16 protein-coding genes and 3 pseudogenes are annotated in these 22,320 nt (G+C 37.2%); 11 read left to right on the forward strand and 8 right to left on the reverse strand.

Annotation, left to right across the window (positions count from 1 at the left end; all coding sequences use genetic code 11):
- The first annotated feature begins 4 nt into the window (after window positions 1-4).
- From ABVJ71_RS11635 to rlmH, 4 genes and pseudogenes are all read left to right on the forward strand, one after another.
- Complete coding sequence (locus ABVJ71_RS11635; protein ID WP_353854146.1) at window positions 5-1,720, forward strand: ABC transporter ATP-binding protein; 1,716 nt, start codon at window positions 5-7, stop codon at window positions 1,718-1,720.
- A pseudogene (locus tag ABVJ71_RS11640) lies at window positions 1,711-2,542 on the forward strand (energy-coupling factor transporter transmembrane component T). The gene ABVJ71_RS11635 and the pseudogene ABVJ71_RS11640 overlap by 10 nt, the downstream one beginning before the upstream one ends.
- A 158-nt stretch (window positions 2,543-2,700) precedes the next feature.
- Window positions 2,701-2,871 carry a CxxH/CxxC protein gene (locus ABVJ71_RS11645; RefSeq protein WP_353856645.1) on the forward strand — a complete coding sequence of 57 codons (171 nt, stop codon included), beginning with the start codon at window positions 2,701-2,703 and terminating at the stop codon, window positions 2,869-2,871.
- Between the two features lie 80 nt (window positions 2,872-2,951).
- A complete protein-coding gene (gene rlmH / locus ABVJ71_RS11650) occupies window positions 2,952-3,431 on the forward strand; it encodes a 23S rRNA (pseudouridine(1915)-N(3))-methyltransferase RlmH (protein WP_353854147.1) in 480 nt (159 codons plus the stop codon).
- A gap of 150 nt (window positions 3,432-3,581) precedes the next feature.
- Here rlmH and ABVJ71_RS11655 read toward each other — a convergent pair whose 3' ends face one another.
- Together ABVJ71_RS11655 and ABVJ71_RS11660 are read right to left on the reverse strand one after the other, a co-directional pair.
- Window positions 3,582-4,103: a hypothetical protein gene (locus ABVJ71_RS11655; RefSeq protein WP_353854148.1), complete on the reverse strand. Its 522-nt coding sequence runs from the start codon at window positions 4,101-4,103 to the stop codon at window positions 3,582-3,584.
- A gap of 13 nt (window positions 4,104-4,116) precedes the next feature.
- Window positions 4,117-4,710, reverse strand: coding sequence for a DUF4145 domain-containing protein (locus ABVJ71_RS11660; RefSeq protein WP_353854149.1), 594 nt, complete (start codon window positions 4,708-4,710; stop codon window positions 4,117-4,119).
- A 376-nt stretch (window positions 4,711-5,086) separates the two neighbouring features.
- Between ABVJ71_RS11660 and ABVJ71_RS11665 the strand changes: the two genes are divergently transcribed.
- The 4 genes and pseudogenes from ABVJ71_RS11665 to ABVJ71_RS11680 all read left to right on the forward strand — a co-directional run bounded on the left by ABVJ71_RS11665 (window position 5,087) and on the right by ABVJ71_RS11680 (window position 11,468).
- Window positions 5,087-6,970 (forward strand): 3'-5' exonuclease, encoded by a 1,884-nt coding sequence (locus ABVJ71_RS11665; RefSeq protein ID WP_353854150.1) that lies wholly within the window; start codon window positions 5,087-5,089, stop codon window positions 6,968-6,970.
- Window positions 6,971-7,035: 65 nt separating this feature from the next.
- Entirely contained in the window at window positions 7,036-7,377 is a 342-nt protein-coding gene (locus ABVJ71_RS11670; RefSeq protein ID WP_353854151.1) for a hypothetical protein, read from the forward strand.
- Window positions 7,378-7,724: 347 nt separating this feature from the next.
- A pseudogene (locus ABVJ71_RS11675) lies at window positions 7,725-8,173 on the forward strand (LURP-one-related family protein).
- 322 nt (window positions 8,174-8,495) lie between these two features.
- Window positions 8,496-11,468 (forward strand): ATP-binding protein, encoded by a 2,973-nt coding sequence (locus tag ABVJ71_RS11680; RefSeq protein ID WP_353854152.1) that lies wholly within the window; start codon window positions 8,496-8,498, stop codon window positions 11,466-11,468.
- A gap of 184 nt (window positions 11,469-11,652) precedes the next feature.
- On the opposite strand, the gene ABVJ71_RS11685 is transcribed toward ABVJ71_RS11680, so the two are convergent.
- The 3 genes from ABVJ71_RS11685 to ABVJ71_RS11695 form a co-directional block, all read right to left on the reverse strand.
- Window positions 11,653-12,051 carry a (deoxy)nucleoside triphosphate pyrophosphohydrolase gene (locus tag ABVJ71_RS11685; RefSeq protein ID WP_353854153.1) on the reverse strand — a complete coding sequence of 133 codons (399 nt, stop codon included), beginning with the start codon at window positions 12,049-12,051 and terminating at the stop codon, window positions 11,653-11,655.
- A gap of 264 nt (window positions 12,052-12,315) precedes the next feature.
- Complete coding sequence (locus tag ABVJ71_RS11690) at window positions 12,316-13,965, reverse strand: DUF2075 domain-containing protein (RefSeq protein WP_353854154.1); 1,650 nt, start codon at window positions 13,963-13,965, stop codon at window positions 12,316-12,318.
- Window positions 13,966-15,068: 1,103 nt separating this feature from the next.
- Window positions 15,069-15,779 (reverse strand): GntR family transcriptional regulator, encoded by a 711-nt coding sequence (locus tag ABVJ71_RS11695; RefSeq protein WP_353854155.1) that lies wholly within the window; start codon window positions 15,777-15,779, stop codon window positions 15,069-15,071.
- Between the two features lie 153 nt (window positions 15,780-15,932).
- On the opposite strand from ABVJ71_RS11695, the gene ABVJ71_RS11700 reads away from it, so the two are divergent.
- The 3 genes and pseudogenes from ABVJ71_RS11700 to ABVJ71_RS11710 all read left to right on the forward strand — a co-directional run.
- Window positions 15,933-17,831, forward strand: a complete 1,899-nt coding sequence (locus ABVJ71_RS11700) for a beta-glucoside-specific PTS transporter subunit IIABC (protein WP_353854156.1) — start codon at window positions 15,933-15,935, stop codon at window positions 17,829-17,831.
- 12 nt (window positions 17,832-17,843) lie between these two features.
- Window positions 17,844-19,280 carry a 6-phospho-beta-glucosidase BglA gene (bglA, locus tag ABVJ71_RS11705; protein ID WP_353854157.1) on the forward strand — a complete coding sequence of 479 codons (1,437 nt, stop codon included), beginning with the start codon at window positions 17,844-17,846 and terminating at the stop codon, window positions 19,278-19,280.
- A gap of 106 nt (window positions 19,281-19,386) precedes the next feature.
- A pseudogene (locus ABVJ71_RS11710) lies at window positions 19,387-19,548 on the forward strand (T7SS effector LXG polymorphic toxin); the annotation flags it as partial.
- Between the two features lie 293 nt (window positions 19,549-19,841).
- Here the strand turns inward: ABVJ71_RS11710 and ABVJ71_RS11715 are convergent.
- The 3 genes from ABVJ71_RS11715 to ABVJ71_RS11725 all read right to left on the reverse strand — a co-directional run bounded on the left by ABVJ71_RS11715 (window position 19,842) and on the right by ABVJ71_RS11725 (window position 21,948).
- Complete coding sequence (locus ABVJ71_RS11715) at window positions 19,842-20,744, reverse strand: quinate/shikimate dehydrogenase (protein WP_353854158.1); 903 nt, start codon at window positions 20,742-20,744, stop codon at window positions 19,842-19,844.
- Window positions 20,745-20,763: 19 nt separating this feature from the next.
- The gene (locus ABVJ71_RS11720) at window positions 20,764-20,991 is read right to left on the reverse strand and encodes a hypothetical protein (RefSeq protein WP_353854159.1); all 228 of its coding nucleotides are present in this window, start codon (window positions 20,989-20,991) and stop codon (window positions 20,764-20,766) included.
- Between the two features lie 66 nt (window positions 20,992-21,057).
- Window positions 21,058-21,948, reverse strand: coding sequence for an MFS transporter (locus ABVJ71_RS11725; protein ID WP_353854160.1), 891 nt, complete (start codon window positions 21,946-21,948; stop codon window positions 21,058-21,060).
- Window positions 21,949-22,320: the final 372 nt, after the last annotated feature.

Consider the following 22,320-nt stretch of genomic DNA (forward strand, 5'->3'; position numbering starts at 1 on the left):
ATAAATGAAGAAACCGATGATTCAATTCGAACATTTCGGATTCAAATATCGTAGTCAGTCAGAACCGACATTGAAAGACATCAACCTGACCATCTATGAAGGTGAAAAAGTCTTAATAGCAGGCCCGTCTGGATCGGGAAAAAGCACACTAGCCCATTGTATTAATGGGCTAGTTCCTGCGTCTTATAAAGGATCAATGGAAGGAAGTCTTCACATCGGCGGAAAGGATGCAGAAAAGGAGAGCATTTTCTCCCTCTCACAGCTCGTCGGAACGGTCCTGCAAGACCCTGATGGACAATTTATCGGTCTGACGGTTGCAGAAGATATTGCGTTTACGCTAGAAAATGACCAGGTAGCACGTGAAGAGATGACGGCTCGTGTAGAAGAAGCGGCGAGATTAACAGAAGTAGACGGCAAGCTGGCATCATCCGTACATGAGCTGTCAGGTGGTCAAAAACAGCGTGTCGCCATTGCAGGCGTGCTTGTAAATGATGTCGACATTTTACTCTTTGATGAACCGCTTGCGAACCTTGATCCCGCAACAGGCAAGGAAGTCATTGACCTCATTGACCGATTGCAAAAGGAAACGAAAAAGACAGTTGTCATGATCGAGCACCGATTAGAGGATGTACTGTACCGCCATGTAGATCGAATTATCGTCATCCACGACGGAACCATTGCAGCAGATATGACACCAGATGAATTACTCGCTTCGAATGTTTTGGAAGAGGCAAATTTGCGAGAGCCATTATATGTGAAGGCGATGAAGTATGCAGGGATTCAGGTGAGGTCAAGCGGGCAGCTAGCCGACTTAAAACGTCTGACCTTAGATGACGATGCCAAGCAAAAAATCAAACAGTGGATGGAAATAGAGCATCAGGCAAAGGAAGAGAAAATAGCGTACGATTTGTTAGAAGTGCGGGATCTTAGCTTTGACTACCCCACAAGACCAAACACGCTCAAAAACATCTCCTTTACTGTGAAAAAAGGAGAAATGGTCAGCATTGCGGGAGCCAATGGAGCTGGCAAAACGACACTGTCCAAGCTACTCTGTGCGTTTGAAAAACCACTTAAAGGAGCGATCCTTTTAAATGGTGAGGACATCACAGGAGACACAATCAAACAGCGCTCCGAACGCATTGGTGTCGTCATGCAAAACCCGAATCAAATGATTTCAAAGCAAATGATCTTTGATGAGGTAGCGCTAGGTCTTGTGCTAAGAGGTATACGGGCGGAAGAAATAAAAGAGCGTGTCGAGCGTGTCCTCAAAGTATGCGGTTTATATCCATTTCGGAACTGGCCCATCTCGGCCCTCAGCTTTGGGCAGAAAAAACGCGTCACCATTGCGTCTATTCTTGCATTAGAGCCTGAGATCATCATTTTAGACGAGCCAACCGCCGGACAGGATTTTAGACATTACACAGAAATGATGACGTTCTTAGAGCAACTAAACAAACAAGGCGTCACGATTTTAATGATTACACATGATATGCATTTGATGCTGGAATACACAACAAGAACGATTGTGATTTCAGATGGAGAAAAAATCGCAGATGATACACCTTCCAAAGTGCTAACAGATCAGCTGCTTGTCCAAAAGGCGAGCTTAAAGGAAACGTCGCTGTATGAACTGGCGCTGAAAGCAGACTGGCCAAATCCAAATGAACTCGTGGATCGCTTCATTGAGGTTGACAGAAAGGAACGAATGATATGGCTGTAGACATGCTGTACTATATCGACCGCCTGTCGCCGATTCATCGGCTGACAGGTGCAACCAAACTCATTTGCTTTATCCTCTGGTCATCCGCAGCGATGCTCACGTATGATACAGGCGTATTAGTCTTTATGCTAGTTGCTAGTATCGTATTCTTTCAGCTATCGAACGTGAAATTTCGTGATATCTCCCTTCGTGGTGATCGTTCTGGCGATATTTTTAGTGATCAACAACATCGCCATTTACATCTTTGCGCCTCAGCAAGGTGTTGCCATCTACGGAGCAAAGCACGAGCTGTTTCATATTGCAGGCTGGTACAATGTCACACTTGAGCAGCTTTTCTATCAATTGAACATTACACTCAAATATGTGACGGTCATGCCAGCGGCGCTCTTATTTATTGTGACAACGAATCCAAGTGAATTTGCCTCATCATTAAGTCGAATTGGTGTGAGTTACCGGATCTCATACGCCGTAGCAATTGCTTTGCGCTATATTCCAGACATCCAGCGGGATTTTCGGACGATTGCGATCTCTCAGCAAGCGAGAGGAATTGATTTATCGAAGAACGAAAAACTAGGCAGACGAATCAAAAATGCATTATCAATCGTCATGCCGCTTATTTTCTCCAGCCTAGAGCGGATTGAGACGATTAGCAATGCAATGGAGCTGCGCGGATTTGGAAAGCATAAAAAGCGCACATGGTTTACCGCCAAAGATTTTCAAAAGGCAGATTATGTGGCGCTATTGTTTGTCGGCGTTGTCCTGATCGTGTCGCTAGTCATCACACTTGTAAGAGGAACGAGATTTTATAATCCATTTTTATAGAAAGGAAGCCTTCACAGAGAGTGGAGGCTTTACTTTTGTTTGTGGATAAAAGCTGTGTGAAGTTGCAAAAAACTATTAACATGTGTATAAATCGGTTATATTGAACAATGAGCCAAATACTTGTGAAGAACGAGGAACATAATGGAGGAATGATGAAGATGAACAAAGCACTTTTTTCATGTGAAGAACATATCGAAACCGTACTAGACATGTACATAGATGATTACGAACAGCCACCAGAATTCAGAAAAATCGAACATACACACAGGTTATCCACAACCTGTGAATTGTGCGATGAACCTGCAATATATATAGTGGGGAACGAATGATCGGACACAAAATACACAAATTTTATCCACAATTGTTGATAACTTATATGAATAACTTGTTCTTAAGGTGGGGATGACCTGTGAATATATCAATCATCACAATCGGAAAATTAAAAGAAAAATATTTAAAACAAGGCATAGCCGAATACACAAAACGATTACAAGCCTATGCCAAAGTCAACATCATTGAGCTCGCAGACGAAAAAGCACCCGAACACCTCAGCGATCAAGACATGAAAATCATCAAAGACAAAGAAGGCGAACGCATCCTAAGCAAAATCAACCCAGACGCCCACGTCATCGCCCTCGCCCTCGAAGGAAAGATGAAAAGTTCCGAAGAATTAGCCGATACAATAGATAAGCTGGCAACTTACGGCAAAAGCAAGGTATGTTTCGTCATAGGTGGATCGCTTGGATTAAGTGATGCCGTCATGCAGCGTGCGAATGAGAAGTTATCTTTTTCGAAAATGACGTTTCCGCATCAGTTGATAAGGCTGGTACTCGTGGAGCAGATTTATCGAGCGTTTCGGATTGTGAGGGGGGAGCCTTATCATAAGTGAGTGGGGTTTGTTAAGAAACCATACTAAAGTGGGACGTTAAGGTGTTTTTGGTTTTTTATTAAAAAAATATGAAATTCAATGTAATAAGGACTAAATAATATTAAATCGAAAGATAATTTTGTAATAGCCATCATTATAATGGCTATTACTTTAAGTTCTGATCAAAGTTTTAAGGTATGATAAGCCTTTAGCAGATACTCTTAAGAACTTTAATTTTCCTAATTTGCGAACTTGAAATGTTAGTTTCTTTTCTGTTAATCGATCAAGTGAACTAGAAGGATTTGATAATTTAATTCCATGCTCTTTTAGAGTATCGTTAACCTCTTTGGTTTTAAATTCATTTTGTTCCGAATTCATTTGTACAAAATATGCTGTTATCAGAGCCTTGTCTAAGTCGGTTGTATCATCAGTAAATCTATTTTGCCATTCACCAAAGATATCGGGAACATCAAGAGGATCTATCTCAACTGTCTTTAATTTGCTTTCTTCTACTTCTTTTCTTTCTTCTTGGATAAATTCTTCAATTTCATTATCTTTGTCATCGACATAGAGTTGAGCAATAATATCAACAATAGCTTCTAATTGGTCCATTTGTTCTTTAACGAAATCCTCAGAACCCTCAAAATCTAATTCTCCTGAACGGACATTTATTTTTACTCTTGCATTACTCATTAAAGTTTCCTCCTTATTTTCTTATTTCTGAAATATAAAGTAATTCCTCAATACATGCTCTATAATTAAGAATTATTCTATCTATATCATTTTTCTTAGCATTGAAGTATATTTTATGAGCAGAAAAGTTCCCTAATTCCCTAAATTCATCCAAAGATTCTCTAGTATTACGTGAAAGTCCTAATTGTGTATTTGTTTTTGCATTATTAACAATATCTACAAGCATTTTATAGTTACCAGAACTATCTTTTATTAAAGAACTTAATTGTTTATTTTCATATGAATGAATCAAGAGTATTTCAAATAATCTCCTCATTAAAACAGCACAACCATCAAATATATTATGCTCGTATGAAGCATTAATTTGGTTAGCTAAATTTATTAGATATGTCCTTGATTTTTCATATAATTCCTTATGTAATACTAATCCATCTGAAGTAATCTTAATCTCCTCTTTTTTCCCTTCATTAAGAATAGATGAATATAAATCCAATAGAGAAGAAAAAGTTTTAATGTGTAATCGGAAATAATCAGTTTTTTTCCCTCTAACAAATTCCCTAGAAGAAATAATGTTTTTACGCAACCTAGTCTTATTTGGTTTATGCATTCCAAGACTACCAAAATAATCACGTATATCATTAATAAAATATAATAATTTTTACTTTTTCAAGTTCACTCATAGAAAATAAATTCACATAGTATGCAAATTATTGAAAGTCATATTTTACCTCGAAATTTTAGAATGTATATATTTTATTATAATTGTACAATTGGAAATCTATCACTAGTGTATTCTGAGTAGCTCTTTTAAATAATCTTATTAATTATATAGGGTTTTGTGTATTTAGTAGATTTTTTTAACATCATAATACATGCTCACAACAAACCGACATAGAGTATAATTCAATAATTCATATCATTTGTTAAAAAAAAAACAAATAATTCCGATATATGATATACAAAGATTACTAGAGGGGTGTGTCATGGCTATTACCGTACCAGAAACGATCAAAAGTACTGCTACTGCAGGGGAACGAATTTTTTTTCGAACATTAAAGGAATATCTACCCGAGGATTATATTGTTCATTATGAGCCTAATATCAATGGGTTTAGACCAGATTTTGTGATAATCGGCCCTGATTTAGGAGTATTAGTTCTGGAAGTAAAAGATTACACCAAAAATACAATAAGAGAGCTAAACGACAATACCTGGGGAATTTTGGATTCGTCTGGTGATTTACATAGAGTTAAGAGTCCACTAGTTCAATCAAGAGAGTATGCTTTTAAAATAAAAGAAATGCTTGAAAAAGACATTGATTTAATCAATACAGAAGGGAAATATCAGTTTAAATTAAAGTTTCCTTATGGTTATGGTGTCGTATTTACTCGACTTCATGAAGAGCAACTTTTAAAAAACAAAGTATATGAAGTCATTGATCCACAATTTATTTTATCCCGTGATCAGATTGATCCGGAAAATGATCAATTTGATCATGAGATTTTAATAGAAAAATTGTTTGATATGTTTCATGTTCCTTTCAAGTTAAATAAACCACTATTATCTGATGAATTAAAAAGGATTCGTTATCATCTGTACAAAGAAATACGCGTTGGGGCAGATTGCGAACCAGTCCCATACCAAGACAAACTGTTATTATCTTTTCGAAACATCAAAACGATGGATTTGCATCAGGAAAACTTGGCTAAACAAATTGGTGATAAGCATCGGTTAATTAGAGGGGTAGCAGGTAGCGGAAAAACCTTAATCTTAGCAAGTCGAGCAAAAATGTTAGCAGAACAACATCCGGATTGGAAGATATTAATACTCTGTTACAATGCAGCTTTAAAACAAAATATTAAACAAATTATTCATTCTAAATTCACCGAACTAGACGAGATTTTAACATTAGAATCTAAACAAGTACCGAATTTAAAAAATATACAAATTCTAAACTTTCATCAATGGATTAAAAAAGACCATGGAATTACAGATATTGAAATTGAAACATATATTGAAAAGATAAAAAACGACACTTCAACTCTTATAAAGTATGATGCAATCTTAATAGATGAAGGACAAGATTTTAAAGGAAGCTGGCTTCATCTCATCAGTTTATGCTTAGATCAAGAGACGCAATCTTTGCTTCTGGTAGAAGATAGAGCGCAAAATATTTATCGAAAAAGTAAAAGCTATGTAAAAGATACGGGACTCGATTTTAGAGGTAGATCTAGAATCTTAAATATAAATTATCGTAATACGTCACAGATTGTAGCTTTTGCATGGAAGTTTTACGATACTCATAGCAATTTAGATCATCAATTAAAACTAGAACAGACAGAGACAATTGAAATCATCCCTCCAAAAAAGACGAAACGTAAAGGGCCAGAGGTAGAGCTTTTAAGATGTAGTACCTTTAAAGAAGAAATAGAGGAGGTCACTAAACAAATAGTGAATCAACACTTTGAGAAAAACGTACCTTACTCTGAAATGGCCATTTTATATCGTATTCAGGGATATAACAGCCAATATATATCAGCAATTCAAGATGCGTTTAAGGCCAAGAATATTCCTTACAATTGGATAACTGAAAATAGAGCAACAAAACATAATTTTAATCCAAAGGAAGATACGGTAAAAATTTGCTCTCTTGATAGTAGTAAAGGTCTAGATTTCCACTCAGTATTTATTGTTAAGGCGGATTTAATGCCATATAAGTATGAAAAGGATCAAGGTAAAGAAGTACCGTTAATGTATATAGGTATGACTCGTGCTAAAGAGTATCTATCAATATCTTATTCAGGTGTTTCTTCGTTTACTCAGTATTTTGAGAATGTAAAGAATAAAGATCTGATCTCTCAAAATTAATTTAGCAAAAAGTAGCTGTTGAGCTTTTTTTGTATAATAACGGTAATAACACAATTCTGTGGGAGGTGAACATATTATCGAAACATGAAGAAGAGAGAAGAAACCAACTGGAAATGGAACAGATATTGTCAAACGAAAAAGAGACAAAGACCATCATTGAAAGTCCAAATGGTGAAACGAATGAATTGAATGTAAACCCACTGAATGCCTTGCAAGATTCGTGGTGTTCTCACGCAGATAGAAGAGATGACGTTTATGAACATCCTTTTTTCATCATCTGCTTCAATTCGATCCGAAAATTTCGGGTGATGATGATTAAAAATACGCTATTACCTACTAAACCAACAACTAATCGATCAAATATCACTAGCAAACCTTCAAAGATGGATCCTCAATCAAACAAGTAAAAACAGGAACATGCATCATCAAAGCCGGCGATCCTGTGCAGCACGCATATTTCTGTATTACGGCCTATTCTAAACGGGAGGGAGTACAATGTTGGGGGAAGATGATTTTGCTATCCAAGATCAACGGGCAGCCTTCTCCTTTTTCGATTGAGGTCAAGGAGGATTCTATAGTTTAGAAACGGAAAATGCTTTTCAAACATATGAAATAAAGTTTCTGAAGATGAATCAGTAACCCCACCTTACTTTAGGTGGTTTTTTTGTACATTCTATTTTTTGGTATAATCAGTTGTAAGTGAAGAACATATAAAAGATTGATAAATGTTTTGATCTTAATTGGAGGTACTGTTATGAAACAACTTTATATCAAGCAGGAGGCATTTCATCTCAGTGGCAAGTTTACGGTAAAGGATCAGCAGGAGCCCAAGACGTTCACCATTCTGAATACAGAAAGAGACGAAATCGCCGTTATTACGAAAAAGATGTTTAGTTTTTTACCGAAGTCAATGGCCACGAGGTGTTGACCATTAAAAAAGGGTTTTCTTTTTTTAAAGCGCGATATTCGATTGATGCAGCAGGGATTGAGGTACATGGTAACTGGTTGGATATGAATTTTCAAGTTTTTCAGAACAGTGAATTGATCGGTCAGGTGAACAAAGAATGGTTCACTTGGGGTGATAGTTATAAGGTTGATATATTGAAGGAAGAAATGGAGTCTATCTTAATTGCATTAGTCGTCGCGATTGATTGTGTGAAGGCTGATGAGGCGTCTAGTTCTTCCTCGACAGCGTCGAATTAGTAAACGATTACAGAAATTCATTCTGTTTCATGAAGAGATCATCAGCGTGTAACTTTTATTCTTAAAATAAAATACTTGATTAAAACTTTGATTGACTAGAGTTCTTCGAGTTTTTCACTTGAATAAATAATCTTTACAAAAACATTTTTAGCATAGAGATATTCTGCAGTTGTTTGTTTGAAAATAAGGCTCTCCACACAGAAGGAAGCCATATTTTATAAACCTCATTTATGATATAAATATTTACAGTGTATAATCATTTAATGTAAATTGGATAAATAATTGGTATATCAAAAGGTACGTTTTTAAGTGGAGGGTAACTATGGGAAATACTAATGTAGAAATAGTTTTAAGGGCATGGCATTTAATTGAAGCTTTGTCTCCTAGTCCAGTCAATGGAATAGGAGACACTTTAGAAAAAAAACATTTTCAGCATGATGAGAAGGTACATAAAACAGAACAAGTTCTTTTTTCGGAAAAACCATGGGAAGTGCACAAATTGAAAAATGAAGAAAAGCAGTTTATTCAATTTCGATATTATATTGGATGCTTTGAGCAATATAAGCTTGTTAAGTATTTACGTGAGTTATTTCACACGAATGAAGAAATGATGAATCACGATCATAAAATGTTATTTAGTATGTCTTTCCTAGTAGATCATACAGGTAAGTATATGAAGAATTCTTTATTTGTACCTATACTAATGTATGTGATGAAATTGTTAAAAGAACGTTCAAAAGTGACTTATGATGAATTGATGACGAAATTTAAAGATCATTTGCGTTTATTTGAGGAACAAGTTGATGATATTTTCGTCAATGGTGTTACCGAAAAATCTCTAGAAAAAGTAAACAAGTTGTATAATCGGTACTTTTTACGAATTGATGATCAGAGACTCCATTATATTGAGAAGGAAATCATAAAAATAGGACAAGAAGGCAGTTACAATAACTTTAATAGCTTTTTCTTAGATGATTTAGGAGACATTATTTCTAAAGGTGAGAATAAAACGTTACGTCAATTTATTGAAGGGACAGATCATCGTACAGATATAGATGAGAATAGAGCATACATTGAAGATGTACTGCAACCTAAATACTTACCTAATGGTAGATGGCCATCACCTGTTGAACACAGGTTATCATTAATGCAACAAGTAGCTGTAAATCAAATAATTAATAATAGCCAGAAGATAAATTCAGTCAATGGCCCACCAGGAACAGGTAAAACGACGTTGCTAAAAGATGTGTTTGCTCACCTTATTGTAGAAAGAGCTGAAAAAATGGCACGGTTTAAAAATCCTGAAGACGCATTAAAAAAAGTGAAGAAAATAGATTTAGACAATTACCCATATCAAATCTATGAATTGCATGAATCAATTAAACAATATTCAATGGTTGTGACTTCAAGCAATAATGGAGCAGTTGAAAATATCTCGAAAGACCTCCCCAAAAAGAAAGAGGTTATACGCAAAGAAAATAAAAGTCAGTTTATTGAATATGATCAAGCATATGCATCAGAAGCAGAAGAATTGTCAATGTATCCGTTCGCTGCAAAAGCTCTTCTTGCAGGAAATGATGAAACTTGGGGGTTATTCTCAGCAGCTTTAGGGAAATCAACGAATATTGCTCAATATTATAAAAATCTTTATTTGGGGGATAATTCTTTTATAAAACAATTGGAACAAGATAAAGAGAAAGTCAATTTGTCAGATTGGAAGGCCGCAATAGAAGATTTCAAAAGTACTTTACATTCAGTAGAGCAGAAGAAAGCAGAGTTGCAATTAATGTCTGAGGATTTTAAAAAATACAAAAATATAGACAGCGAGCTATCCTCTCTACAGATAGAAGAGGACAAATTAGAACAGGAATTAATTCAACAATTACAACTAAAGGAATCAATTGAAAAAGAAATTCAAACCGTATCAGATATGAATTTTTTCCAACGACTTTTTCATAAAGAAAGAAATCGAAAAGTAAAATTAAAATGGCGCATAATAAATACAACAATTCATAAGTTGGAAAAAAAGCGTAATGTGTTACAGAAGAAAAGACATCAAATAAAAATGCGGTGGATAAAATTTCAAGAGTCCATTGATGATAAATGCGCTCATCAGGGTTTAAAAATTCCAAGCGATGAATACTGGGGAGAAGACCAATATGAAGATAGACAGAAAAATACAATATGGATAACAAATGAATTAAATTTTGAAAGAGGGCAGTTATTCTTAAAAGCAATGAAAATTCATAAATTGTTTCTAATATTTAATAATAGGGCCATTAAATCTAGCCTTCGATTGTTAAATTATCGCTATAAACTTGATTTAAATCAAGCGGATCATCAAATGCATTTGAAGAATGTGTGGGAAATCATACATTTAATTACCCCTGTAATTAGTACAACGTTTGCCAGTATACGAAAGATGTATGAAGGAATTGGGCAAGACTTTATTAATTATTTATTTATTGACGAAGCAGGGCAAGCAACACCTCAACAAGCAGCCGGCGCTTTATGGAGATCGCAGAAAGCAATAGTTGTCGGGGACCCAATACAAATTGAACCAGTTGTCACTATTGATCGCACAATTTTAGGAGATATTAAAAGGTATTATGGGATTGATGATGAATTTATCGAGCTGGGAACGTCTGTGCAATCACTAGCAGATAGGGCAAATTCAATTGGCACGTATAAAAAGAATCAAGAGTGGATAGGTATTCCTTTATGGGTTCATCGTAGGTGCTTAGACCCTATGTTCACGATTTCAAACGCAATTGCTTATGATAATAAAATGGTGTTAGCAGAAAAGGAACAAGGGAAAAGTGCATGGATCGATATTAAAGGTAAAGCGACCAATAGGCAATTTGTTGAGAAACAGGCAGAATGGATTTCCAAAGAAATTTATGAAAAATGGAGTGTGAGTTCTGAGCTACCTAACATCTATGTGATCTCTCCTTTTACAGCAGTTAAAAATGGACTTAAAAGAAGCATTAGAAGTTATTTAAAGAAAAGGGATTTACCAAAAAAGGCAGTTGACGCTTGGACAAAAAACTCAGTAGGAACTGTACATACTTTTCAAGGAAAGGAAGCTGAAATCGTTTATTTTGTAGTAGGAACAGATGAAAATAGTGATGGAGCAGCAAATTGGTCTTGTTCTAAACCAAATCTAATTAATGTCGCAGTTACACGAGCAAAAAAAGAGTTCTATATCGTAGGTGACTATCAAAGAATCTCTAAAAAACAATACTATCAAACAATTGCAGAGAATGTAGAAAAAATAGAAAGACCAAAGTTATAAAGATTATTTTTAGGACCTCTCAACATGTTGAGAGGTTTTTGTTTTAGACGTTAAGAATAATGAGAAAACTAGACCAATTTAAAAATGAATATGCTTATCGATGAAGGAAAAACAGGTTGGAATTTTATTTTGTGATGAAAATTTAATATATGGAGAAGTTGAAATATCTGCTGATCCATTACATTCACATCTTTTCATTTACAATCTTGTTCACTGCAGGAATGTCTGCAGGAGCGAAATGAAGTTCGGTCAGTTTATCTCTCGTAACCCAGCGTGTGTCAGCATGCTCTAATGCAATAGGATTTCCTTCTACTAATTTAGCTTTGTAAGTTTCAAGTCGTACAATGACGTTTTCATATTCATATGTTGTGTCCTCTACTTTTGAACCGACATCAATATTGCAAGTGAATTCTTCTAAAAATTCACGCTTTAATGCTTGTTCAGGGGATTCTCCAGACTCAATTTTACCTCCAGGAAATTCCCAATAATTAGCTAAACTCATATTAGGACTTCTTAGTGCACAGAAAATTTCATTTTTTTCGTTTTCAATGATAGCACCAACGACATGAACTGTTTTTTTCATAATAGATCACCCTTATTATATTTCATAGTTTGATTTTAGCTTATTTTAGTAATGGAGTTAAGATTAAATTTGGGAAATCTTTTTTAAGTTTAGAACTTTCTCAATGAGATTTTATGTAGATTAATTTGAAGTTAGATAAAAGTTATTCCTATCTATTATTAATTAGGGCTTATTAAACTTATGGATTAGCAAGATCTTTTGAATTATGGTATTGTCTCCAGTTGCGATCGTCTCTGATTGATCATATCTATTAAATCCTTGATCTCAGTCATGTTTTCCGCTCCTTTTTAACTCTATCAATCTCTTTCTTAGTTTTTCATCTGTTGCATAGATATAAAGACCATGAATGCCACGTTTCATCAGAATGTTTATCGAGTTAAGTATAATCTTTTCTTTTGCCTTCTTGATCTCCTCAAGGGACATGTCATCTCGTGAGGTGAATGCACCTGTATCTTTATATTTTGAAGTGTCGATTAGAAGTTCATCCTTTTCTTCATCATAGCTGATAGAAGGACCAAGGATGACTCCTACATAATTTAAATCAAAACCTTGAACCGTATAGATCGAGCCCACTTCTCTAATCGAATCTGCATGTTCAGCCCATGTCCATTTGTCATTCGTAGAATTCCATGGCATATTGATACCACCTTCATCTACGATATATGTAGCTCCATCTTTTTTATGTAAAAAATCAAAGGTTGATACAATGCGGGATAGACCAACTTCATGATCCTTTTGCTGAATGGCAGTCTTAAAGTTGATTGGATCCGCAAAGATTTTAAGCTCGAATGATCCCTGTTTCTCTTCAGGCAGAGGTAATAATTGTTTTGAGACAAATTGGTCGATCCATTTTAAAATATCTGGATCGGCATGCATACGCATCTGTTCTGTGAGTGTAACAGTCTTCGCATGATATCTGTTTGTGATCTCCTCAAGTAATTTTTCGTTCCAATAGCTTTTAATTTTAAGTACCTGTTTGGGATCAAAAATGACAATAGTTATTTTACTGCGTTTAATAATTTCATCCAATTGATTTTGATAATGGAAGTTATTATACTTATCATCTTTCGTTAATAAGAGGTGTGCTTCATCTACTAACACGATATCAGCCATTTCACCTGATCTTGTCATCTGATTAATAAACGTAGTTGGTCTCATGATTTGTTTCTTTTTTAGATTCGGCAGACTCTTAGCAATGTTGTGATATGTTTTTAGCATTTCTGCATGATTCACAAGTAAATAATTGTTTTTTTTGTTTAAAACAGACTCTATATCATTCGATAAATCTTGAATCGTATTAAATAGGGAACTCAGTAAAACACTTTTCCCAGTTCCTGCATCACCTTCTATAGAAATAACATGATGGCTTGATTGTTTGATATGATCTTTACAAAATGCCAAAATTTCATTTTTAATTTCTACTTGTTGGGGTGATAGTTCCTTATAAGGTGAAAGCTTATATATGTCTCGGTTTCTTAACATTTCTAATGAGTGAGTGACGATCTGTTCTTGTTGTAGTTGCTTCCAAACTTCTTCAAAGACCTTTTCATTGTAAAAGTCTTTCTGATAATAATGATGCATCTCTCGTGATCTAGTCTGACTGATATTTTTTAATTGATAACGATTTTCTGCAATAAAGTAATTAATGAGATTTGTCTCAATATTGTATGAAGCCGATTGATGAAAGCGTTCATGCCCAATCAAAATGGTTTTAGTTAATTTGTTTCGTTTTGGGTCTTTCAAATGATGTTTCAATCGTCTACTAGCTTGAACTGTCTGACCAATATAAGCGGATGGCCTCTTTTTTTCGTCATAAAGAATATAGACAATGGGTTGATTATGAAATTCAGTTGCTTTTAGAGAAAGAATCTGTTCTGTTTTAAATTCTCGTTTTTCAAATAAAAGTTCACTCATATAACTAGCCCCTGTAGTCTTTTTTCCTGTTATCGTATCATAAATTTAGCAAAATATCTCAATGAATTAAAAATGAATAAACAGGAGCTGAATTATTTGGAGTGTCTGTATACTTGTCATTCAATTCCTCCTAAAAGAGAAGATAGAATTGTCCAATTTAACCCGCATTTTAAGGGTTTAGAGACGCAGAAGTATGGAATTTTGAATTCCTCGACAAGGAAGGTGAGGTGACTTATTTTTCAATTGCTCTTTAAATATTTAAAGCAACGACCAAAGATAATCCTTTATTAACCGAAGAAGAACTTGATGTCCAATTAGAACTGCCAGTACAAGAAGAACAACCTCCAACGCCAACTGCTGAAGAATCAAAAATGATTGAGGAGTTAAAAAGAAAAGGCTTAATTTAAAAGAAAGGTTAAGAGAAAGTGAATAAATGGATATATCTATAGCCCAGATTGGAGATTTTGCTACATCCTATGTGAGTGAGGCATGTCTCCCCTTTTTTCATCGAAGCCTTGGAAGATTGACTGAAATACCCAAAGACTTGCTTCAAACACTGATGGACAAAAGTCATATGTAGCGGATTGTCAGAATCAGTTTGAAGGCTATTATACAGGAAAGGAATGGCGCGAGAAGGAGCTTCTTTATCTTCCAGTGCATATAGTATTACAACAGCCAATGCTGCGTTTGGAAAAAGGCAAGTTTAACAAAGAGAACTTCCTTTTTTGTATCTTTGGTTCCTCGTCTCAAAAAGCTAAAATTTGTGTATAAGGTACTTGATATAAAACAGTTCAAAAATTTTTTGCCTTCTTTATAGTAAGTGTAGTTTATGATGATTTGTATGGGCCAAAAATATATATTTGACTACTATCCCTGTCATCATTTGGTGTACGTGGGTATTCAAAATGAATGTAGCAACCAATAAAAAAAGACAGCCCCTCAATCAATGAGGGGCTTCAGCGTGTAGACAAACCCTCGCATTTGTTGTCTGGCCTGCGTGCTGGTGCTCACGCTCCGCACAAGTAGCTCGTCCTTCCTAGAGAGGGTTTTCATTCACGCTGAAAAGACTAAAATAAAGAGCTTTTAGTCTTTTGTCCTATCCATCACCCGTAATAATTATTTGCTTGAATAAAAAATTGGGACTGCATGTAATTATAGGTGATTTTCGAGAAGTCGAAGGGCTGGCCGTTTGTGAGATAGAAGACGGTTTCGACGCGGAGGGCGGGATCGTTTTGTTTGAGGCCGAGGTGTTTTGCTTCGGCTTCATTTAGTTTGCCTACTTGCATGTACATGTCAGAGAAGCCAACTTTGAGACCGAGGCCTTCGCTAATGAACTTAAAAACGGAATCGGCGGCGATTTCTGTGTTGAGATAGGGAATGATTGTTTTCCGGTAATAGGATTCTTCTAAACACAAAGTTTGTCCATTGATGTAACGAATGCGTTTGAGGTAGAAAACATCCTCTTCTTGTTCAATGTTCAAATTAAGCGCAGCTTCTTCTGTTGGTTTGACGGTCTCTAATGTTAAAACCTCTGATGTAAGTTGAAATTCCTCTAAATCTTTTTTAAATCCTTGGTTGGATAATAGGCTGATGTAGCCCTTGCGTCGATGCCTTCTGACAAAGATCCCGCTACCCCTCACTTGATAGACAATTCCTTTTCTTTCTAGTAAGTCTAATGATTTGATAATGGTACTTTTGCTGACAGCAAATTGACTCATGAGTGTTTCGAGTACGGGGAGTTTGTCTCCTTGCTTCAGTTCATGGGTAACAATGTATTTTTCAATGTCGCTCGCGATCTGTTGATACTTTAACATAACCAATCCTCTTTGTTTTCACGATGTATTGTATTTGTATTATAGCACATGCCGATTTTTCGTTAATATGATTTTTATATTATATATGTATTGATAAATTGTACCGGTATAATTATAATATACATATACTAATAGTCATAAAGGGGGGTTTATATGTCAAAAGTAAGGGATTATCATAAGCTTGCAGAAGACATCTTAGAGGCAGTTGGTGGAGAGGAAAATGTGGTGAGTGCTGCAAGGTGCGCCACACGTTTGCGTTTGGTGCTGAAACGTTCAAATCCTAAGGCGAAAGAAGTAGTCAATAGCATGCCTGGCGTGATTACCGTTGTTGAAAATGGCGGACAGTTTCAGGTCGTGATTGGTCAACATGTGGGTGAGGTGTATGAGCATTTTGCCAGTCTTGTGCAGCTTCAAACGTCTGATGACGATCAGGCAAATGAAAACAAGGGAACGGTGCTGAATCGAGTCATCGCTACCATGTCTGCTGTGTTTGCGCCATTTGTGTATATTTTGGCGGCAGCCGGAATTTTGCAGGGTGCACTCATTTTAATTAATTTGTTATTTCCTAGTTTTTCAAAAACGGGAACTTATGAAGTGTTTAGTTTCATTTCTTGGGCTCCGTTTACGTTTTTACCGATCTTTATTGCGATCACTGCGTCTAAGCATTTCAAAACGAACATGTATATTGCGGTTGCGTGTACGGCAGCACTTGTCAGCCCAACTTGGGCAGAGATTGCCGGGCGTGTGGCATCAGGTGAGGGTGTCACCTTTTTAGGAATTGCATTATCTCAAACGGTGTATACGTCATCTGTATTGCCACCCCTTTTCTTAGTTTGGATTCTTTCGTATTTAGAGAGGTTTTTAAACAAACGTATTCATGAGGTTGTTAAGCCATTATTCGTTCCTTTCATCTGTATGGTGGTGATGGTTCCGTTAACGATTTTATTAATTGGCCCTCTTTCTACTGCTGGAGCAAATGGAATTGCAAACGGATACAATTTTTTAGCTGAAAACGTACCGGCTTTAGCAGGCGCCATTATCGGTGGATTTTGGCAGGTGCTTGTCATTTTTGGTGTTCACTGGGGAATTACGCCAATGGTGCTTGCAAACTTTGAACAGTATGGACGGGACTCCTTCCAAGCATACCAAACCATTGCTGTGATCGCTCAGGTCGGTGCAGTCTTAGGTGTGGTTTTAAAAGCGAGAAATCGAGAAACGCGTAAGGTAGGTGTCTCTGCTGGAATTACAGGTCTCTTCGGTATTACGGAGCCAGCTATTTATGGGGTTACGTTACGTTTCAAGAAGCCATTTATTTTCGGATGTATTTCTGGAGCGGTGGGTGCTGTTGTGGCCAGCTTCTTTACGCCATATTACTTTGTGTATGCAGGCTTACCAGGTCCACTTACGATTGTGAATGGGATTAGCGCTGAGTATCCAACGTCAATTATTGGCATCTTAATCGGAGTAGCCATTGCACTCATCTTACCGGTTGTACTCATTCAACTGTTCGGTTATGGGGAAGATACAGTGGAACAGACAGCAGGTCAAACACCCGTTGAAGATAAAGAGAAAGAAGAAACGATTGCTTCAATGAACAATGAAGAAACGGTGGCTGCACCATTTGCAGGGAGAATCCTTCCGCTTTCTGAAGTGCCAGATGATGTGTTTAGCTCAGGCGCAATGGGAAAAGGACTTGCGATTGAGCCTGCAGACAATAAGCTGTATGCACCGTTTGACGGCAGTGTCGTCATGCTTGCACCGACAAAGCATGCCATTGGTTTACGTTCAGAGTATGGTGTGGAGTTACTTGTTCATGTAGGAATTGATACAGTTTTCCTTGATGGATCAGCGTTTACTCTCAATATAAAAGAGGGCGACAAGGTGAAGAAGGGAGATCTATTGATGACATTTGACCAAGAAGCGATTGAAAGCAAAGGGTTAAAAACGATCACTCCTGTCATCATTACCAATACGCAAGCGTACGAAGATGTGATTGTAGAGGAACTTGAGGCATGTCAGCCAAACGACATCATCATGACAGTTGTGAAATAGGAGGAAAATAATATGTCATTACCAAAAGATTTTCTATGGGGCGGTGCATTAGCTGCTCATCAATGTGAAGGTGGATGGAACGAAGCAGGAAAAGGACCAAGTGTTGTGGATGTGATGACAGCAGGAGCACACGGAGTGCCGAGACAAATTACTGAGACAATAGAAGAAGGAACATTTTACCCGAACCATGAAGCGATTGATTTCTACCATCGTTACAAGGAAGACATTGCGCTGTTTGCTGAAATGGGCTTGAAATGTTTACGCACGTCGATTGGCTGGAGCCGCATTTTCCCTAAGGGAGACGAAGAGGAACCGAATGAAGCAGGCTTACAGTTCTATGATGATGTGTTTGACGAGTTACTCAAGCATGGCATCGAGCCTGTGATTACGCTGTCCCACTTTGAAATGCCGCTACATTTAGCTAGGGAATACGGCGGTTTCCGAAGCAGAAAAGTCGCTGAGTATTTCGCTAAATTTGCTGAGGTGTGCTTCAATCGGTACAAGGACAAAGTGACGTACTGGATGACGTTTAATGAGATTAATAACAAAATGGATGTAAACAACCCGTTGTTCCTTTGGACAAATTCAGGGGTATCGGTCAAAGAAGGCGAGAATGCTAAGGAAATCATGTATCAAGCGGGACATCATGAATTGCTTGCGAGTGCATGGGCAGTAGCAAAGGGAAAAGAAATCAACCCATCCTTTAAAATTGGAGCGATGGTCAGCCACGTACCGATCTATCCGTATTCATCAAATCCAGAAGATGTCATGTTAGCAGAGGAATATATGAGACAACGTTATTTCTTTCCAGATGTGCAGGTTCGCGGCTGCTATCCAAGCTATGCATTAAAAGAATTTGAACGCGAAGGCTACCACATTCCTTTTGAAGAAGGCGACGAAGAAAGCTTAAGGAAGGGAAAAGTCGATTATCTAGGCTTTAGCTATTACATGTCGACAACGGTCAAAAGTGATGCTGTATCTGACAACAGTGGGGATATAGTTAACGGAGGGCTGCCGCATGGTGTAGAAAACCCTTATATCAAAACAAGTGACTGGGGCTGGTCCATTGACCCAACTGGTCTAAGATATACACTGAATCGTTTTTACGATCGCTATCAAATCCCGCTATTCATCGTGGAAAATGGTTTTGGTGCCATTGATACAGTGGAAGAAGACGGCTCAATCCATGATCCAGAACGGATTCAATACTTAGCTTCACATATCGAAGCACTGAAAAAGGCGGTCGAATACGATGGCGTCGACCTCATCGGCTACACGCCTTGGGGCATTATTGATATCGTCTCTTTTACAACTGGCGAAATGAAAAAACGTTACGGTATGATCTATGTTGACCGCGACAACGAAGGCAAGGGCTCAATGAAACGTCTCAAAAAAGATTCGTTTACATGGTATCAGAAAGTCATAGCCACAAATGGTGAAGAATTATAATAGAAAAAAATGCAAACCCGAATGAGCGTAGTATTTGGCTTGTTCGGGTATTTGGGTTGTTTTCGATAAAAAAGGCGCGTCTATCCTTTGTTAAGTATGTGTTACCGCAGGTTACATCCCAATCGTCGGCTGGGCGGGGCGCATTTTCAAAGGCGGGAAAGCGATCTACAAAACCACCCAAGCCGCAGTCAAAGCGGTTGACAATGACAAAACGTCACAAAAATCCTTTGACGTCCTAAAAACACCGCAAAAAGGCTTATACGGACTTACCCACAAACGGGCACAAAATCTCAAAAGAACAGCAGGAAGCGAGTATGAATGCGGTGCTGGGAATGCTTTTGCCGTTTGGGGCGAAAGGAATTAATGGTAGATTGAAAATAGGAAAATTACAAAAATCGAGTATGAAATGATAAATGCAATACTCTATAGGGTACTTTTTTATATCAGGATAAATAGACAAAAAAGATGACCCCTATACAATACAGAGATCATCTTTTACAAGCTACCTAGTTTTTTATAAATGTCCTTTACAAAGTATACATTTTAGAGCGGCGGTCGCATTTAGAAGCGGTCGTTTTCAAAAAGAACCTTTTTCACTTGAGCGACCGGCATATCTTCACCAGTAAAGAGTTTGTAAGCAAGAGCACCTTGCCATAGCATCATCCCAAGACCGTTAATGGTTTTGGCGCCCGCTTCCTGTGCTTGAACAAGGAGCTTTGTTTTTTGCGGATTGTATACGACATCTGTGACGATTAAATCTTCACGCAGTACATCAAGCGTATCATCGATAATGCTGAGCTGATCTAATGGTTTCATCCCAAGGCTTGTCCCATTTGCTAGGATCGCACTTTCAGCTACTTCTCGGCGGAATGCGTATTTGTTTTCAAGCGGGAAGAGGTTCCCTTTGACACCGAATGATTTCATTTCTTTGTTGATGTACTTCACATTTTCTTCAGCCTGAATAAAATATTGATCTTGTCGTGCGAAAATACTAATTTCACGAATGCCTGATTGTGCAAGTTGAATCGCAATCGGTGTCGCGGCACCGCCCGAGCCAACGAGTGTTACCTTTTGTCCAGCTAATTCAATGCCATGTTCAATCAAGTTTCTCACGTAACCAAGACCATCTGTGTTGTAGCCAATCAGCTTGCCATCTTTGTTCACGATGGTGTTGCTTGCACGTGTATATTTCGCAGAATGATCTAGTTCATCTAAGTAATCGAGCACTTTCATTTTGTTCGGCATAGAGACGTTAAATCCAGCTACACCCATCGCTTTCATTCCGTTTATTGCTGCTTCTAGTTCATCATTTCCTACTTCAAATGCTAGGTAAGCATAGTTGATGCCTGTTAATGTGTAGGCAAGGTTATGCATCCGCGGTGACAGGCTGTGACCAATGGGTGTAGCGAGAAGACCGACTAATTTTGTTTTTCCATCAATATTTCGTTCATGTATGTTTGTCAACGTTTGACATCTCCTTTAATTATCTAAACAATTTTTTCATGCGTCCGAGTACAAAGACTGCTAGCAATACGCTGAAAGTAGCAATCACCATATCGAAAAATAACATCATTTTCATGTCGTATCCGCTAACCAAACCACTTGTAATCAGTGGCACAAGGATAAAAGCCGAGCTTGCTGCAATGTTGACATAAGATGATGCTGTTGCTTTATTTGTAGGGAATAATTTCATCATTATACTCATGGCCAACTGGAAAATTCCTGCTGTAAATCACCCTAAGAAAAAGGTGCTGACGATGACAATTTTCTATAGGTTTCAATTTGGAACAATGAAAGCATCGCAAGAAATGCCCCCGATTGGATAAAAAATTGACACCATAATAGGTGAGATGAATTTGTCTAGTAAAATTGAAAGCAATAAAACAGACACAAGTGCACCAATACTAAAATAAGAAAGCAGTTGTGTAGCATGTCCTGTGTCAAGCCCAATTAATTTTAATCCTAATTGCGGAAGCCATGTTTGCCAAACCACAAATAAAGCTGTTGACGTGAAGCCCATTAGCACGACGGCTAAGCCTTCACCGAACATTTTAGGTTCTTCCTTCATTTGTTCCTGTACTGGGAGACTATCTTGTGATGTGACTTGCTTATGGTTTGGGAATGGCATAAAGATCAAGTAAATCCCTACGAGTAAATAAAGAAGACCTAGTCCATAGAAAGCCCAACCCCAGAAGATGTCGTGTGCGATAAGATATGCCAGAATAAACGGCAGAACAGTCGCTCCGATTGAAACGGATGCCTTTACTAAGACAGAAGCTGAACTCGATTTTTTTGGAAATGCTTCTGTGAGTGCAGGATAAGTTCCTGAATCAAGCAAAGAGTTCGCAACCCCTGCTGATATCGCAAAGATAAAGGCTAACGTATAATTGCTCGTCGTCGGAATCCCGATTAAGAATAATAAGTAAAGAAAGTTTCCTGTGATAATGACAGGCTTGCGTCCCCAGCGATCCGTCAGTCGACCTGAGAAAAAGAGAGCAATCAATTTCCCGATTCCAATCGCCGATACAAGCAGGCTGATTTTTGGTATATCAACATGATAGCGTTCTGATAAACTTTCCATATTTGATGCCACAATAATATTGATCATACCTAGCATGAAGTAGTTGAAATACATACCAAGCGACGATTTAATATAAGAATTCTTCATGTTCCCACTCCTATATTTGAAACCCCTTCAGGGTCAAATTCATTTGTATACCCTTTGTCATTTCCTTAATGATAGGTAAGCCCGTCACAACACCCCTTATGTGATGAATGAAAAATTGATGAATATCCATCGCGATGTTCTAATAAGTATATCGTTATACTAAAAATAAAACATAATAACAGTGAATATGAAAGGGTGGAGTTGATTAACTTGATCAGTATCAGCCATCTATATCTTTAAGTTATAAAATTTATACGAAAAATAGGAAATAGGTATAACGATATACCTAAAGAAGCAATGAGATTAATATACTCCTGCGTTGAAAATGTGTCAAGTTTATGACTTTGTGATTTAACTTGTTCAATGAAAAAA

It is taken from the genome of Bacillus sp. Bos-x628 (assembly GCF_040500475.1).
GTDB lineage: Bacteria > Bacillota > Bacilli > Bacillales > Bacillaceae > Bacillus > Bacillus maqinnsis.

Coding starts and splice junctions, on each gene's coding strand:
- ABVJ71_RS11635 (WP_353854146.1), top strand. CDS start 5: ATGAAGAAACCGATGATTCAATTCGAACATTTCGGATTCAAATATCGT.
- ABVJ71_RS11645 (WP_353856645.1), top strand. CDS start 2,701: ATGAACAAAGCACTTTTTTCATGTGAAGAACATATCGAAACCGTACTA.
- ABVJ71_RS11655 (WP_353854148.1), bottom strand. CDS start 4,103: ATGAGTAATGCAAGAGTAAAAATAAATGTCCGTTCAGGAGAATTAGAT.
- ABVJ71_RS11660 (WP_353854149.1), bottom strand. CDS start 4,710: ATGCATAAACCAAATAAGACTAGGTTGCGTAAAAACATTATTTCTTCT.
- ABVJ71_RS11665 (WP_353854150.1), top strand. CDS start 5,087: ATGGCTATTACCGTACCAGAAACGATCAAAAGTACTGCTACTGCAGGG.
- ABVJ71_RS11680 (WP_353854152.1), top strand. CDS start 8,496: ATGGGAAATACTAATGTAGAAATAGTTTTAAGGGCATGGCATTTAATT.
- ABVJ71_RS11685 (WP_353854153.1), bottom strand. CDS start 12,051: ATGAAAAAAACAGTTCATGTCGTTGGTGCTATCATTGAAAACGAAAAA.
- ABVJ71_RS11690 (WP_353854154.1), bottom strand. CDS start 13,965: ATGAGTGAACTTTTATTTGAAAAACGAGAATTTAAAACAGAACAGATT.
- ABVJ71_RS11695 (WP_353854155.1), bottom strand. CDS start 15,779: ATGTTAAAGTATCAACAGATCGCGAGCGACATTGAAAAATACATTGTT.
- ABVJ71_RS11700 (WP_353854156.1), top strand. CDS start 15,933: ATGTCAAAAGTAAGGGATTATCATAAGCTTGCAGAAGACATCTTAGAG.
- bglA (WP_353854157.1), top strand. CDS start 17,844: ATGTCATTACCAAAAGATTTTCTATGGGGCGGTGCATTAGCTGCTCAT.
- ABVJ71_RS11725 (WP_353854160.1), bottom strand. CDS start 21,948: ATGAAGAATTCTTATATTAAATCGTCGCTTGGTATGTATTTCAACTAC.